At 34.2% G+C, this 14,497-nt stretch carries 12 protein-coding genes, 13 tRNA genes, 1 rRNA gene and 1 other annotated feature; all 26 genes read left to right on the top strand.

Annotated elements, in window-relative coordinates:
* Positions 1 to 76, top strand: a 5S ribosomal RNA gene (gene rrf, locus AC1RO3_RS03690); the annotation flags it as partial.
* Between the two features lie 14 nt (positions 77 to 90).
* A tRNA-Val gene (locus AC1RO3_RS03685) sits at positions 91 to 163 on the top strand.
* 3 nt (positions 164 to 166) lie between these two features.
* A tRNA-Lys gene (locus AC1RO3_RS03680) sits at positions 167 to 239 on the top strand.
* A gap of 18 nt (positions 240 to 257) precedes the next feature.
* A tRNA-Leu gene (locus AC1RO3_RS03675) sits at positions 258 to 339 on the top strand.
* Positions 340 to 353: 14 nt separating this feature from the next.
* Positions 354 to 429 (top strand) — tRNA-Thr (locus tag AC1RO3_RS03670).
* A 15-nt stretch (positions 430 to 444) separates the two neighbouring features.
* Positions 445 to 516, top strand: a tRNA-Gly gene (locus tag AC1RO3_RS03665).
* 11 nt (positions 517 to 527) lie between these two features.
* Positions 528 to 616: transfer RNA gene (locus AC1RO3_RS03660), tRNA-Leu, on the top strand.
* Positions 617 to 644: 28 nt separating this feature from the next.
* Positions 645 to 718 (top strand) — tRNA-Arg (locus AC1RO3_RS03655).
* A 4-nt stretch (positions 719 to 722) separates the two neighbouring features.
* A tRNA-Pro gene (locus AC1RO3_RS03650) sits at positions 723 to 796 on the top strand.
* Between the two features lie 40 nt (positions 797 to 836).
* Positions 837 to 910: transfer RNA gene (locus AC1RO3_RS03645), tRNA-Met, on the top strand.
* 19 nt (positions 911 to 929) lie between these two features.
* Positions 930 to 1,003 (top strand) — tRNA-Ile (locus AC1RO3_RS03640).
* Positions 1,004 to 1,042: 39 nt separating this feature from the next.
* Positions 1,043 to 1,132 (top strand) — tRNA-Ser (locus tag AC1RO3_RS03635).
* Between the two features lie 12 nt (positions 1,133 to 1,144).
* Positions 1,145 to 1,218: transfer RNA gene (locus tag AC1RO3_RS03630), tRNA-Met, on the top strand.
* Between the two features lie 2 nt (positions 1,219 to 1,220).
* A tRNA-Asp gene (locus AC1RO3_RS03625) sits at positions 1,221 to 1,293 on the top strand.
* 76 nt (positions 1,294 to 1,369) lie between these two features.
* Positions 1,370 to 2,557, top strand: a complete 1,188-nt coding sequence (metK, locus tag AC1RO3_RS03620; RefSeq protein ID WP_481761151.1) for a methionine adenosyltransferase — start codon at positions 1,370 to 1,372, stop codon at positions 2,555 to 2,557.
* 63 nt (positions 2,558 to 2,620) lie between these two features.
* Positions 2,621 to 4,084 (top strand): MDR family MFS transporter, encoded by a 1,464-nt coding sequence (locus AC1RO3_RS03615; RefSeq protein WP_481761152.1) that lies wholly within the window; start codon positions 2,621 to 2,623, stop codon positions 4,082 to 4,084.
* A gap of 28 nt (positions 4,085 to 4,112) precedes the next feature.
* Positions 4,113 to 4,318 (top strand) — a binding site (T-box leader).
* Positions 4,319 to 4,374: 56 nt separating this feature from the next.
* Positions 4,375 to 6,789 (top strand): leucine--tRNA ligase, encoded by a 2,415-nt coding sequence (gene leuS, locus AC1RO3_RS03610; RefSeq protein ID WP_481761153.1) that lies wholly within the window; start codon positions 4,375 to 4,377, stop codon positions 6,787 to 6,789.
* Positions 6,790 to 6,943: 154 nt separating this feature from the next.
* Positions 6,944 to 8,593, top strand: coding sequence for a putative polysaccharide biosynthesis protein (locus AC1RO3_RS03605; protein ID WP_481761154.1), 1,650 nt, complete (start codon positions 6,944 to 6,946; stop codon positions 8,591 to 8,593).
* A gap of 13 nt (positions 8,594 to 8,606) precedes the next feature.
* On the top strand, positions 8,607 to 9,320 hold the full coding sequence (locus AC1RO3_RS03600; RefSeq protein ID WP_481761155.1) for a pseudouridine synthase: 714 nt from the start codon (positions 8,607 to 8,609) through the stop codon (positions 9,318 to 9,320).
* Positions 9,321 to 9,489: 169 nt separating this feature from the next.
* Positions 9,490 to 10,887 carry a dipeptidase PepV gene (pepV, locus tag AC1RO3_RS03595; RefSeq protein WP_481761156.1) on the top strand — a complete coding sequence of 466 codons (1,398 nt, stop codon included), beginning with the start codon at positions 9,490 to 9,492 and terminating at the stop codon, positions 10,885 to 10,887.
* Positions 10,888 to 11,323: 436 nt separating this feature from the next.
* Positions 11,324 to 12,094 carry an ATP-binding cassette domain-containing protein gene (locus AC1RO3_RS03590; protein WP_481761157.1) on the top strand — a complete coding sequence of 257 codons (771 nt, stop codon included), beginning with the start codon at positions 11,324 to 11,326 and terminating at the stop codon, positions 12,092 to 12,094.
* A 137-nt stretch (positions 12,095 to 12,231) separates the two neighbouring features.
* Entirely contained in the window at positions 12,232 to 12,912 is a 681-nt protein-coding gene (locus tag AC1RO3_RS03585) for a hypothetical protein (protein ID WP_481761158.1), read from the top strand.
* Between the two features lie 151 nt (positions 12,913 to 13,063).
* Positions 13,064 to 13,573, top strand: coding sequence for a hypothetical protein (locus tag AC1RO3_RS03580; protein WP_481761159.1), 510 nt, complete (start codon positions 13,064 to 13,066; stop codon positions 13,571 to 13,573).
* An 8-nt stretch (positions 13,574 to 13,581) separates the two neighbouring features.
* The gene (locus tag AC1RO3_RS03575; protein WP_481762171.1) at positions 13,582 to 13,914 is read left to right on the top strand and encodes a hypothetical protein; all 333 of its coding nucleotides are present in this window, start codon (positions 13,582 to 13,584) and stop codon (positions 13,912 to 13,914) included.
* Between the two features lie 110 nt (positions 13,915 to 14,024).
* Positions 14,025 to 14,183, top strand: a complete 159-nt coding sequence (locus AC1RO3_RS03570) for a hypothetical protein (RefSeq protein WP_481761161.1) — start codon at positions 14,025 to 14,027, stop codon at positions 14,181 to 14,183.
* Positions 14,183 to 14,377: a hypothetical protein gene (locus AC1RO3_RS03565; protein ID WP_481761162.1), complete on the top strand. Its 195-nt coding sequence runs from the start codon at positions 14,183 to 14,185 to the stop codon at positions 14,375 to 14,377. The genes AC1RO3_RS03570 and AC1RO3_RS03565 overlap by 1 nt, the downstream gene beginning before the upstream one ends.
* Positions 14,378 to 14,497: the final 120 nt, after the last annotated feature.

Below are 14,497 nucleotides of genomic sequence, written 5' to 3'. Positions count from 1 at the left end.
CGAACACAGAAGTTAAGCTTCTTAGCGCCAAGAGTAGTTGGGGGTCGCCCCCTGCGAGGGTAGGACGTTGCCATGCTTTTTTTATTATTTGGAGGTTTAGCTCAGTTGGGAGAGCGTCTGCCTTACAAGCAGAGGGTCACAGGTTCAAGCCCTGTAACCTCCATTTGAGCCGTTAGCTCAGTTGGTAGAGCATCTGACTTTTAATCAGAGGGTCGACAGTTCGAGCCTGTCACGGCTCATTTTCAATTCCACATTCTGCGGGTGTGGCGGAATTGGCAGACGCACTAGATTTAGGATCTAGCGTCGTAAGACGTGGGGGTTCAAGTCCCTTCACCCGCATCATTTTCAGTTATGCCGACTTAGCTCAGTTGGTAGAGCACCTGATTTGTAATCAGGGGGTCGGGCGTTCGAATCGTCTAGTCGGCACCATTTTTTAATTTTTTTGCGGAAGTAGCTCAGTGGTAGAGCATCACCTTGCCAAGGTGGGGGTCGCGGGTTCGAATCCCGTCTTCCGCTTTTCAATAAATGCCGGGGTGGCGGAACTGGCAGACGCACAGGACTTAAAATCCTGCGGTGAGTGATCACCGTACCGGTTCGATTCCGGTCCTCGGCACCATTTATTGTTTTAATTTTATATTTTTAATGCACCCATAGCGCAACTGGATAGAGTGTCTGACTACGAATCAGAAGGTTGTAGGTTCGACTCCTACTGGGTGCATTTTCGGGAAATAGCTCAGCTTGGTAGAGCACCTGGTTTGGGACCAGGGGGTCGCAGGTTCGAATCCTGTTTTCCCGATTAATAGATTGCCAAAATTTATTATGTGTTTTTATTTTATGGCGGCGTAGCTCAGCTGGCTAGAGCGTCCGGTTCATACCCGGGAGGTCAGGGGTTCGATCCCCTTCACCGCTATTTTCTACGTAAGAAGCTTGGACCTTTAGCTCAGTTGGTTAGAGCAGACGGCTCATAACCGCCCGGTCGTAGGTTCGAGTCCTACAAGGTCCATTACTTGTAGCTGATTCAAGTAGATTTTTAATTTTTTATGGAGGATTACCCAAGTCTGGCTGAAGGGAACGGTCTTGAAAACCGTCAGGTGGGTCAAACCACGCAAGAGTTCGAATCTCTTATCCTCCTTTTTAATATTATCGCGGGATGGAGCAGTCTGGTAGCTCGTCGGGCTCATAACCCGAAGGTCGTAGGTTCAAATCCTGCTCCCGCAATTGGTCCTATGGTATAGGGGTTATTACGTCCGCCTGTCACGCGGAAGATCACCGGTTCAAATCCGGTTAGGACCGTCACAGGTATTATTGGAACCTAAACTTTTATAGTTGAGGTTCTTTTTTTAATTTTATTTACTTTAAGGAGATAAAAATGACTGAAAAACATCTATTCACGTCAGAATCGGTATCAGAGGGTCATCCGGATAAGGTTGCAGATCAAATAAGTGATGCAATATTAGATGCACTTTTAGAAAAGGATCCTAATGCTAGGGTTGCTTGCGAAACAACTGTAACAACTGGTTTAGTTCTTGTAGTTGGTGAAATATCAACAAATGCCTACGTTGATATTCAGCAGGTAGTAAGACGAACTATTAAGGAAATTGGATATATTAATTCACAAGTTGGTTTTGATGGTGATAATTGTGCTGTTATGGTTGCTATAGATGAACAATCTCCTGATATTGCATTAGGTGTTGATACATCTTTAGAAACTAAAAACGGTGATTTAGATCCTTTAGATCAGATTGGTGCAGGTGATCAAGGATTAATGTTCGGATATGCGGTAGACGAAACACCGGAACTCATGCCATTACCGATTTCAATTAGTCACAAATTAATGCAACGTGTTGCAAGTTTACGAAAAAATAAGGAATTAGAATACTTAAGACCTGATGCTAAGGCACAGGTAACTGTTGAATATAATGATAAAGGTCAACCATTTAGAATTGACACTGTTGTTATTTCTACACAACATGATGAAAAAACGGAATTGAAACAAATTCAAGATGATATGATTGAAAAAGTAATTAAAGTTATTATTGACCCTGATTTGTTGGATTCAGATACAAAGTATTATATTAATCCAACCGGACGATTTGTTATCGGTGGTCCAAAGGGTGATGCTGGACTTACTGGAAGAAAAATAATTGTTGATACATATGGTGGATATGCACATCATGGTGGAGGTGCTTTCTCCGGTAAAGATGCAACAAAAGTTGATCGTTCAGCTAGTTATGCTGCTCGCTATATTGCAAAAAATATAGTTGCAGCTAAAATTGCATCACAGGTTGAGGTTCAACTTGCGTATGCAATTGGGGTTGCTCAACCTGTATCAATTAATATTAATACATTTGGTACATCTAAATATGACGAATTGGATTTAGTTCAAGCTGTTCGTAAAATTTTTGATTTACGGCCTGCAGGAATTATTGAAATGTTAGACTTACGTCGCCCAATATATAAACAGACAGCAGCATATGGTCATTTTGGTCGTACAGATATTGACTTACCTTGGGAAAAAACAGATAAGATTAAAAGTTTACTTAACGAATTAAATTAAAATAAAAAATGACTTTATTAAATATCATTTTAATAGAGTCATTTTTTATTTAGGAGGTACTTTATGAATTCAAAAACAAATGTAAAATTAGTTACAATTGCTATATTTGTAGCAACATTTTTAACAGCCGTTGAAGGAACAATTGTTTCAACAGCTATGCCAACTATTGTTGGTGAACTTCATGGTGTTTCATTAATGAATTGGGTTTTTTCAATATATTTATTAACTAATGCCATGATGACACCAATATACGGTAAGCTCGCAGATGTTTTAGGACGTAAACCAGTATTTATTTTTGGTCTTGTCATATTTTTGGTTGGTTCAACTCTCTGTGGATTTTCTAATAGTATGGCCACATTAATTATTTCGCGGGCTATTCAAGGTATCGGGGCGGGTGCTATAATGCCAGTGTCATTTACTATAATTGCTGATATTTATTCTGTGGACAAACGTGCTAAAATAATGGGATTAAACGGATCTGCTTGGGGTATAGCGTCAATAGTTGCACCATTGTTAGGTGGTTTCATTGTTGATCATCTTAATTGGCACTGGGTATTTTTCATTAATTTACCTATTGGGTTAGTGACGATAGCAATGATACAAATTTTTTTCAAAGAAAAGCGAAGAATTATGAGTTCAAAAATAGATTTTTTAGGCAGTATATTATTAATGCTTAGTATTTTATCTATTTTATATAGTTTTCAACGTTGGGGCGATGATGGTATAGACCTGATTGTTTTAATTTCTTTCTTTATATTTATTATGTCGCTTTTATTATTTATTCAATGGGAAAAAAGAGTTGAAGATCCAATTATTTCATTGAAACTTTTTAATAATAGAACATTTGTGATTCAAAATGTAGTAGCAGCATTAATATCTGGATTTTTAATTGGATTTGAAGTTTATATACCAACATGGACTCAAGGAATATTAGGATTAAAAGCATCAATGGCAGGATTTGCAGTAACACCCAGTTCCATCTTATGGATAGCTGGTTCCTTTTTTGCTGGAAGTATGATGGCAGCTTGGACACCAAAAAAAGTTTTATCGATTAGTCTATTTTTTATTTTAGTGGGTGCCATTGCACTAGGTACTTTGCCTATAAATACACCTTTTTATCTTTTCTTTATCATTTCGGCTGTACTAGGGATTGGATTTGGGATTACCATTACAACTACGACAGTTACTGCACAGAGTTTAGTACCACAGGCTGACGTAGGTGTGGCTACATCATTTAATACTTTAAGTCGTACATTAGGACAAACATTAATGATTTCAGTCTTTGGGATCATATTTAATACACAAATGCATAAGGAAATAGTAAAAACACCTGGAACAAAGGACAGCATGATGGATATTTTAATTAATCCGCAAACGGCTAACCAACTACCGCAACATTTAATACCAAAATTACGTGAAGTTTTGTATCAAGGTCTTCATGGGATATATATAGCAGGTATTTTTATTGTAATTCTTGCAATTATTATTAATTTATTCGATAAAAAGACTAAAGATTATTTGCAATAACAGGGTTCGTTTGCTACACTAAAAATAATATAAAACGATTAAGAGGAACTAGTAAAGTAACTAACTATTTCAGCGAGTATATGGGAGTGGAAATATACATAGTTGGTTATTTGAACTCATCCTTGAGTTTTCTCACTGAACGGTAGTAGGTGCGAACGTTATTTCACGTTATGAAAAAGAGTCAGTATTTTATACTGGAATAATAGGTGGTACCGCGGAAAATTCGTCCTATAGAAGTTTATCTTCTATAGGACTTTTTTGTATATATAATCAGAAAGGAAGTAATACACATGGCATATAACCATAAAGAAATCGAACAAAAATGGCAAGCATTTTGGGATGCAAATCAGACATTTAAAACGACTGAAGATCCTGAAAAGAAAAATTATTATGCATTAGATATGTTTCCGTATCCATCCGGGCAAGGACTTCATGTTGGACATCCAGAAGGTTTCACGGCTACAGATATTTTGGCTCGAATGAAGAGAATGCAAGGATTTAATGTCTTACATCCAATGGGATGGGATGCCTTTGGTCTTCCAGCTGAACAGTATGCACTTGATACTGGACATAGCCCTAAAGCATTTACTAAAACGAATACTGATAATTTTAGGCGTCAAATTAAATCCTTGGGACTTTCATATGATTGGAGTCGTGAGTTAAATACGACTGATCCTGATTATTATAAATGGACACAATGGATTTTTGAAAAATTATATGAAAAAGGTTTAGCGTATGAAGATGAAGTTGCCGTTAACTGGAGTCCTGATTTAGGAACTGTTGTTGCTAATGAAGAAGTTATTGATGGTAAAACAGAACGTGGCGGGTACCCAATTGTCAGAAAACCAATGCGCCAATGGGTCTTAAAAATTACTGCTTATGCTGATCGCTTACTTTCAGATTTAGACGATTTAGATTGGCCAGATAGCATCAAAGAGCAACAAAGAAATTGGATTGGAAAATCAACTGGTGCTAGCGTTAACTTTAAAGTCGATCAACATGATGATATAAAAATTGATGTCTTTACGACACGTCCTGAAACTATTTATGGTGTTTCTTATATTATTGTCGCACCAGAATTAGATATAATTGATAAAATTACTATTGATTCTCAAAAGGATGCTGTTAAGGCTTATCAAAAAGAAATAGAAGTTAAGTCAGATTTAGAGAGAACTGATTTAGCTAAAGATAAAACTGGGGTATTTACTGGTTCTTACGCAATAAATCCTGTAAATGGTAAAAAATTACCAATTTGGATTGCTGATTATGTTCTAGCATCGTATGGAACTGGTGCTGTTATGGCAGTACCTGCACATGATGAAAGAGATTTCGAATTTGCAACTAAATATGGATTGGATATTTTACCCGTTATAGAAGGACCTGAAATAACTGATGAAGCAAATACTGAACCTGGTAAATATATTAATTCTGGTTTTTTAAATGGCTTAGTGAAAGCTGATGCTATCGAAAAAGCTATTGCTTGGATGGAAGATAATAACATTGGTGAAAAGAAAACAAATTATAAATTACGTGATTGGTTATTTTCAAGACAACGATATTGGGGTGAACCAATTCCTATTATTCACTGGGAAGATGGCGAAACAACAACAGTCCCTGTAGATCAGTTACCACTTGAATTACCTGAAGCAACGGATATTAAACCCTCTGGAACAGGTGAGAGTCCATTAGCCAACTTAACTGACTGGATTAATGTTGTCGACGAAAATGGGCGTAAAGGTAAACGTGAAACGAATACGATGCCACAATGGGCTGGTAGTTCATGGTACTTTGTTCGTTTTATTGATCCACATAACCCTAATGAAATTGCTGACCATAAAAAGTTAGAAGAATGGTTACCTGTTGACGTTTATGTTGGGGGTGCAGAACATGCTGTGTTACATTTGCTATACGCAAGGTTCTGGCATAAATTCTTGTACGATATTGGCGTTGTACCTACTAAAGAGCCGTTCCAAAAGTTAGTTAATCAAGGGATGATTTTGGGCGATAATCATGAAAAAATGTCTAAGTCTAAAGGTAACGTGGTTAATCCAGATGATATCGTTGAACGTTTTGGTGCGGATACTTTGCGCCTTTATGAAATGTTTATGGGTCCATTAGATGCCTCAATTGCTTGGAGCGAAGATGGGTTAAATGGTTCGCATAAATTTATTGAACGTATTTGGCGTTTAATTATGGATGAAGATAATCAAATTAGCGCAGCTATTGTTGATAAAAATGATGGTGAACTTGATAAGATTTATAATCAAACAGTAAAAAAAGTAACTGAAGATTACGAAGCACTTCATTTTAATACAGCTATTTCACAATTGATGATTTTTGTTAATGAAGCTTTTAAAGTTAAATCGTTAGCTAAAGAACAAGTTGAAGGATTTATTCAATTGATTGCACCAATAGCGCCACACATGGCTGAAGAAGTTTGGTCGTTGTTAGGAAATAAGGAATCAATTAGTTATGCTGCATGGCCAATATTTGATGAAAGTAAACTTGTTGAAAATACAGTTGAAATTGTCTTACAAGTAAATGGTAAAGTGCGTCAACATAGCGTGGTTTCAAAAGATGCAACTAAAGATGAATTAGAAAAAATGGCTTTAAATGATGACAAAATTAAAGAAGAACTTGAAGGTAAAACAATTCGAAAAGTAATTGCTGTCCCTGGTAAGTTAGTTAATATTGTCGCAAATTAAAGCTTTAATTTAAGTAAACGGGGACTACAAAATTATCGATATTTTGTGGTTCCTATTTATTTTTGGTTAAAATTCAAAAAATAAATTGCAACTGAATTTTAAAAGCTATAAAATGGTAAGATTAAGTATGATCAGAAAGTAGGGTACAAAAGTAATGGATGAAGATATCGAAGTAGAGGGCCAAGCAGCTTCTGAACAAAATGACGCTAAACAAAAGATGTTGCAAGGATCAGCTTGGATGACTGCTGGTAGTATTTTTTCAAGAGTTTTAGGGGCAATTTATATTATTCCATGGAATATGTGGTTGGGACCAGATAGATTACAAGCTAATGCACTTTATAGTATGGGTTATAACGTTTACAGTTTCTTCTTAATGATTGCTGTTGCTGGTGTTCCTTCAGCCGTAGCTAAGCAGGTTGCGCATTACAATGCACAAAATGAATATGGTATTGGAAGACGCCTATTTAAATATGGGATGGCTTTAATGGCGATTATGGGTGTAGTCTGTGCAGTAATATTATGGATTATCGCACCATACATTACAAGTGGTGATAAGAATGTGATTCCAGTCTTTAGATCCTTATCTTGGGCATTATTGATTATTCCTATGATGAGTTTAATACGAGGCTTTTTTCAAGGCTATCAGGAAATGGCTCCGTCAGCAATTTCACAGTTCTTTGAACAAATTGCTCGAGTTATTTATATGCTTGCCGCAACTTTTATCATCATGAAAATTAGTCATGGTAGTTATATTACAGGTGTAACGCAGTCAACTTTTGCGGCTTTTATTGGGGCCTTAGGCGGAATGCTAGTTTTAGTATGGTATTTTTATCGTCGAAAACCAGAATTGGATCGATTAGTTGCCAATAGTGATAATAAGTTAACAATTTCTACCAAACAAATTATTAAAGAAGTTATCAGGGAATCTATTCCTTTTATTATTATTGGCGCTGCCATTACGATTTTTGGATTGATTGATCAGTATACCTTCTTTGGTATTATGAGCCATGTTACAAACTACTCACGAACGATTCAAAATGAACTGTGGGCATTATTTAGTTTTAATGCTAATAAATTAGTTATGATTATTATTTCTATTGCGTCTGCCATGTCTATTACAGCTATTCCGTTATTATCTGAGGCATATACAAGAAATGATAAAAAGGCTTTGAGTGAACAAACTTCTGACACCTTACAATTGTTCTTTTTCGTAATGTTACCTTGTGCCTTAGGGATGGCAGCTGTTGCTCACCCACTATATGTTGTTTTCTATGGGTATGATCCAGTTGGAATCTATGTTTTACAATTTTCAGCGTATGAATCAATCTTCTTAGGATTATTCACAGTTGTTTCTGCTATTTTACAAGGTGTTTATCAAAATAAAAAAGCAATTATATATTTTGTCGTTGGAGTGGTAGTTAAATTAATTGTTCAATATCCATTAGTAGCTTGGTTAGGTGCCTTTGGGCCATTAGCAGCTACAGGGATCGGGATGGGCGTAAGTTCATGGCTAATGATTCGCTCATTACACAAAATGTTCCATTTAAATGTAAAATTAATACAAACAAGATTAAATAAAATGATGCTTTATGCACTAATAACATTTTTTACCGCATTTATAGTAGTAAAAATTGCTTATCTATTTTTACCAATAGACAGCCGAATTAGTGCAATTATCACAATTATTGCTGCCGCTGGATTAGGTGGCTACATATATATTTACTTCAGTTTAAAAACAAGATTAGCCGACAAAATATTGGGCGAACGGGTTGCTGGATTACGCCGTAGATTGAGAATTAAGTGAGGTTTAATTTAAAATGAGAATTGATAAATTTTTGACGGAAACGCAATTTGGTACAAGAAGTGATGTTCGAAAAATTATTAAACAGAAGAAAGTGATTGTTGATGGCGAGTTAATCACTAGCATTAAACTTCAGGTTAGTCCATCAAAATCGGTTATTCAGGTAGATGGTGATGTAATTCACTATCAAAAATATTATTATTATCTTTTAAATAAACCAGCAGGTGTGTTAACGGCAACTAAAGATAGGAAACAAAAGACAGTGATGGATTTGTTCAATAGCGTCGATTATCGGGATGATTTATTTCCAGTTGGACGGTTGGATAAGGATACAACTGGACTATTGCTTATTACAAATGATGGACAATTAGGTCATCAGATGTTGTCACCAAAACATCATATCGATAAAGTGTACTTTGCTAAAGTTGATGGGCAAGTGACTACTGACGATGTGATTAAATTTGAAACCGGATTGCTATTAAAAGATGGGATGCAAACTAAACCTGCAAAATTAATTGTTGAATCTTATAATAGTGATTCAAATATCTCAGAAGTTTTAATTACGATTACTGAAGGTAAGTATCATCAAATCAAACGAATGTTTGGAGCTATCGGTATGAAAGTTATCAGACTTGAACGTAAAAAAATGGCTACTTTAGAGTTAGAACCAACGCTATCGTTAGGCCGCTATCGTGCTTTAACAGATGAAGAAATTGAATCAATCAAATAGAAAATTGTTGGCGTAACTAGCCAGCAATTTTTTATTATTTTATTTGTTTTTGATGTTCCTTTATTGAGTAGTAAGGTCTATCAATATATCTAACTGAATACGCTTTTAAATACCGATTATTAAAATTTTGTGATAAAATGGGCTTACTAATATTTTAGGAGGAATTCAAATGAGTATAGATTGGAAAGCAGAAGTTGAAAAGCGTCAAGACGCCTTATTAGAAGATTTATTTGCAATGTTAAAAATTGAAAGTGTTCGTGATGAATCAATTGCAACAACTGAAGCACCTTTAGGTCCAGGACCTAAAGCTGGGTTAGATAAATTCTTAGAAATTGGAACGCGTGATGGTTTTGAAACATTAAACCTTGATGGTTTAGCCGGACATATCGAATTTGGTGAGGGGGATGAAACGTTAGGTATTTTAGCTCACGTTGACGTTATGCCTGCTGGTAACGGTTGGGATACTGATCCATTCACACCAGTCGTGAAAGATGGTCGAATTTATGCTCGCGGTGCCTCAGATGATAAAGGACCAGGAATGGCTGCATATTATGGTTTAAAAATCATTCAAGAATTAGGATTACCAGTTTCTAAAAAAGTTCGATTTATTATTGGAACGGATGAAGAAAGTGGTTGGAGAGGAATGACTCATTACCTTGAAAATATGCCTGAACCTGATTTTGGATTTTCACCAGATGCATTTTTCCCAATCATTAATGGTGAAAAGGGAAATATTACTTACTTCTTAAACTTTAAAGGATCAAATGGAGATAAGGATCAATTGCTTGAATTTGATGCTGGCCTCCGTGAAAATATGGTTCCTCGCGATGCTAAAGCTGTTATTAAAACAGAAGACGGCGCTGAGATGGAAGAAGTATTTAACGATTTTATTGCTGCTAATATTGTTACAGGTAAAATGGAACGCAATAATGATATTGTGACTATCTCGATGGTAGGAAAAGCAGCCCATGCACAAGAACCTAAAAATGGAGAAAATGCCGGAACTTTCTTGGCATTATTCTTGAACCAATTTAATTTTGGTGGGGATGCTGCTAACTATCTTCGTTTGGCTGCTGATTACTTACACAGAGATTCACGTATGAACAACTTTAGTATTGCCTTCACTGATGATATCATGGGCGATTTAACGATGAATTCTGGAATTTTCACATTTAAAGCTGATAAAGGTGGACAAATTGCCTTGAATTTCCGCTTCCCTAAAGGTATGACGGAAGTAGATATTAAACGTGGTCTTGAAAATGTAACAAATGAAATGAATGTTGTAATTGAAGCAGGTAGGTTACAAGGACCTCATTACGTTTCACCAGAAGATCCTTTGGTTAAAACATTATTAGGTGTTTATACGAAACAAACTGGCGAAAAAGCTGAAGGTTTAGTCGTTGGTGGTGGGACGTATGGTCGTCTCCTAAAACGTGGTGTTGCTTTTGGTGCAATGTTCCCAGGTGTACCTGATACAATGCATCAGGCCAATGAATTTATTCCTTTAGATGACGTGCTGAAAGCTGCTGCCATATATGCTGAAGGAATATACGAATTGATCAAGTAAATAATTAATTTTATATACTTGTATGATACTAATATACATTTAGGATGGCTTTTTTTAAAAGATTTATCATCTTTAAAGTATCGTTAATATGTAATCATTTGTAAAAAATAATGTAACCTATACCCCTAATGTTGAAAAACGTTAGGGGTATTTTTATGATTAAATTTCCACTTTAATACAAAATTTAAACCGTTTAAACATAGTTAATGGGAACTAAATTGAAGACGTAAGTTAGTAAACAGTATGGTATCAGTAGAAGCGTATTTTCAGTCTTCGTCACAATATTTGAATTAAAACTTCAAAATATTATGTAAGCGATTAACATGGTGTTATAATAATTCTGGTTCAAAGTTTGTTTTTAGTTTACTATGTATCAGATTATATTCAATTTGTTCGTGGATAGAATGAAAAATAGTCACTTTTATGAGGTGGTCAAATGAAGTTAGTAGTAGATAATGTATCAAGAGGAAGTATTCTAAAAGACGTTTCTTTTTATCTCAATCAAGGAGATAAAATTGCTCTCGTTGGTTTAAATGGATCAGGAAAAACAACCATTCTGAATATTATGATGGAGTTATTAATGCCATCAACGGGGAAAATAATTAAAACTAATGTTAAATTAGCGACTGTTTTTCAAAACAATGTTCTTGATGATGATTTGACCGTTATTCAAAACTTACGTTTCAGAATTAAAAATAAAGAAAAAATAAAAAGTATTCAGGAAAAAATGAAAAACTTGAACATCAATGAGTCCTTAAAGTATTCTAGCTTATCTGGTGGGCAGAAACGTATTGTTAATTATTTAAGAGCGATTGCTGTAGAGCCGAATTGCTTACTATTAGATGAAATGTCAGCTGGAATTGATGTTGATATACGTCAATTAATTTGGAATGATCTTGATGAGTATTTAAAAGAGAATAATTGTGGTGTGTTATTTACTACTCATCTATTAAGCGAATTAGAAAATGCCAATAAAATTATTTTCGTATCAAATGGAACTGTTAAATATTTTGGAGAAATGGTTACATTTATGAATAAAATTTCAAAAGTTAAATTAATTTTGAATAAAACTGAAGATGATAGGTATTTTAATACGTCTGCAGAAGCAGTGAGATTTATTGAAGATAATCATTTGATAAATGAAAACTTTGAAATAAGAAAGGCAACCTATACTGACTTATTTAAAAATATGGAGGAAGGAATTTAAGGATGAATAAACAGTTTATTCAAAGAAACATTCTAATTTTCATAAAAGATAAAGTTGGTATCTTTTTTTCATTTTTAGGTATGGTTATAAGTCTTGTAATTTATATATTTTTTCTTCGCTCTAATTTAGTCGATTCTTTGGCTGGAATTAATCATAGTGAACAGTTTATTGATACATGGATGATTTCTGGGTTGATTTCTATTGTCTCAATGACTAGTACACTAATCGCATTTGGTCAAAAACTGGAAGATAAAAAGAATAAGAGATTAGATGATTTTATTGTTAACAGTCAAATAAAAAGTAGTACAATTAATCAATTGTATACTTTGACGTCAGTCATGGAAGGTATTGTGTCGACATTTATTTTCTCATTAATATGTTATGCGTATCTATCTCTAACTTATCATTATAATGCTTATAATGTAACATTTTTTGTAGTATTTCTATTTAATGTTTTACTAATTGTATTTTCAAGTTTACTGTTTTCATTGGTGACAGATTTTTTAAATACTACGTCTAGTTTTTCATCATTGTCAGCAATTGTTGGTACTATGTCCGGTTTTCTTTCAGGAACTTATATTGTTTATGGGGATCTTCCAGCTTTTATGCAGCATACTTTAAAATTGTGGCCTGGTTATCAAATCGCAGCTATTGCACGCTATGAAAGTATTAAAAATATCAGGATAGGAAATAACTCTATTTTGTTCTCGTCACTAGGAATTAGTTCTGATTTTTTGCAAGCTATACTTATAACGATTATATTTGGAATACTACTAATAATTATTTCAATATTTACAAATGTTTATCATAAAGATTGATTTTAATTTGAAAAAAAGAACCTTATGTTACCTATATGTTAATATCAGTTCTGCTAATTTCAAAGAGTTGATTATAAAGAAAATTAATAAATAGAGGATGAAAACAAATCAAAAAGAGATACTCGAGGGTGGCGATTAAAATATTCGTTCAATGCAACGAAATTTAAATAAAAATTATACAGCTTATTTTGGTATTCTACCTAGCGATGGTATTTATGGAACGAGAAACATATGTTTACACGCTAAAAGAAACAAAATAAATAATTTCTATGTTTCAAATATGTCAACGGGATGGAGTGGAAACTTAGGGTTCCCAATGCCTGAGGGTTGGGACTTTGATCAATTTACTGAATATACGCATGGTGGAGTTGATATTGATCAAGTCTCTTCATCAGGTAAGGATTTAGGCTGTAAGAATTTTGATGTATCGGAGGATATATCTGTAAATAAGGTGACACATCGATTTATTAAATCAGTGCAAATGTTAAATTCTTTTAAAGATATAACATTTGAAATGGGAAAAACATATGGTCCTACGGTTCTTCCAGGGATAGATGCATGGCTTACAGTTAAAGATAGTTGGAGTGTAGAGACAGGAAATTCATCTTCTCCATTTACCATTCACAATGGTAAATGGAGAGTTCTTTTCAAAATGATATAGCTGATATAATGAAGATTAAATATGGTGTTATTAATTATTTAGATACCATGGGAATAGTTAATCGTATTGCGGGTAATCTCCAAAACGGGATGTTAATAATGGGAGTTGCAACAAGGGCAGAAGAACCTTGGCAAATTGGTATGAAGATAACGTATAATGAATCATATACAGAGGGTGATGAAAGTAATAAAATATCAGATACGATTGAAATTTATTATAAGCAACCAGTGGTTAGTCCCATATATCCCGAAGTTTCGTATAATTATGTTTATGATATAGTTAGTGGATTGGAAATTGTCGGAGCATGGATTGTTATTGGTCAGCGGTTATCATGGCTGTAGCGTTTGTTGCTTCTATACCAGAATTATTAGTAGCAGCTCCAGCAGTTGCTGCTTTTGGACTTTTGGTTGATACATTGCCACAAGAATAAAGAATATAGGAGATAATATAGATGGCAATTCCAGCAATGCTAACGGTGTTATTATTTGTGTTTATGATGAATTTATATCTTACTCTTTCTATAGTAAGGATAAAAAAGTCAATAAATAATGGTAATAAAAAGATTGAGAAAGAAAAAGATAGATTAAAAGAATTTAGAGGAGATAAATAATGAGCGAGCCTAATTTATTTATTATTTTATTTGTATTATTTTTAATCTTTATCGTACAATTTGTATATTTTTTAAATATTAAAAATAAATTGCTTGAATTATCGTATGAAATAACTAAAATTAGGGAAGAATTACTAAACATAACAATTGTTAAAGTTTTGAATTTAGAAAAAAAATTAAAAGATAAAGAATAAATGTATGATAAAAAACAAGGTATTCAGATATATTTCTGATCCCCTTGTTTTTTATCTAAAGTAGGTAGACAACAAACTGAATAGTTTAGTGTCTATACTGAGTATGTAGTATAATTACTA

The organism is Dellaglioa sp. CoH-57-MRSF-19, assembly GCF_056781975.1.
Note: the sequence above shows the minus strand (reverse complement) of the source record. Positions and strands in the feature narration are given on the sequence as shown.

Bases quoted from the DNA above. Each gene is read 5' to 3' on its own strand.
- AC1RO3_RS03600 (WP_481761155.1), top strand. From the start codon at position 8,607: ATGAGAATTGATAAATTTTTGACGGAAACGCAATTTGGTACAAGAAGT.
- AC1RO3_RS03590 (WP_481761157.1), top strand. From the start codon at position 11,324: ATGAAGTTAGTAGTAGATAATGTATCAAGAGGAAGTATTCTAAAAGAC.
- AC1RO3_RS03575 (WP_481762171.1), top strand. From the start codon at position 13,582: ATGAAGATTAAATATGGTGTTATTAATTATTTAGATACCATGGGAATA.
- AC1RO3_RS03565 (WP_481761162.1), top strand. From the start codon at position 14,183: ATGAGCGAGCCTAATTTATTTATTATTTTATTTGTATTATTTTTAATC.
- leuS (WP_481761153.1), top strand. From the start codon at position 4,375: ATGGCATATAACCATAAAGAAATCGAACAAAAATGGCAAGCATTTTGG.
- AC1RO3_RS03615 (WP_481761152.1), top strand. From the start codon at position 2,621: ATGAATTCAAAAACAAATGTAAAATTAGTTACAATTGCTATATTTGTA.
- AC1RO3_RS03580 (WP_481761159.1), top strand. From the start codon at position 13,064: ATGCAACGAAATTTAAATAAAAATTATACAGCTTATTTTGGTATTCTA.
- pepV (WP_481761156.1), top strand. From the start codon at position 9,490: ATGAGTATAGATTGGAAAGCAGAAGTTGAAAAGCGTCAAGACGCCTTA.
- AC1RO3_RS03570 (WP_481761161.1), top strand. From the start codon at position 14,025: ATGGCAATTCCAGCAATGCTAACGGTGTTATTATTTGTGTTTATGATG.
- AC1RO3_RS03605 (WP_481761154.1), top strand. From the start codon at position 6,944: ATGGATGAAGATATCGAAGTAGAGGGCCAAGCAGCTTCTGAACAAAAT.
- metK (WP_481761151.1), top strand. From the start codon at position 1,370: ATGACTGAAAAACATCTATTCACGTCAGAATCGGTATCAGAGGGTCAT.